This window comes from Melaminivora alkalimesophila (assembly GCF_000282995.1).
GTDB classification, from domain to species: Bacteria; Pseudomonadota; Gammaproteobacteria; order Burkholderiales; family Burkholderiaceae_C; genus Melaminivora; species Melaminivora alkalimesophila.
In genome coordinates, this window is sequence record NZ_ALEE01000290.1 from 1 (window position 1) to 260 (window position 260).

The 260-nt window shown below is 71.5% G+C and carries 1 protein-coding gene; it reads right to left on the bottom strand.

Annotated elements, in window-relative coordinates; genetic code table 11:
• Positions 1-260: response regulator (locus tag A612_RS05495; protein WP_040436169.1), on the bottom strand; the 260-nt coding region annotated here is incomplete at both ends.

Consider the following 260-nt stretch of genomic DNA (forward strand, 5'->3'; position numbering starts at 1 on the left):
GGATCTCGCGCATCGCCGTCAGGCCGTCCATCTCCGGCATCATGATGTCCATCAGCACCAGATCTACCGGCGGGTGCTCGCCCTGGCCGGCGCGCTCCAGCTGCTCCAGCGCCTCGCGCCCGTTGCGCGCGATCTGCACGCGCGCGCCGGTCGGCTCGAGCACGCTGGACAGCGCGAAGACGTTGCGCACGTCGTCCTCCACCACCAGGATGGTGCGCCCGTCGAAGGCGTCGTCGCGGCTGCGCGCCTGCTGCAGCAGC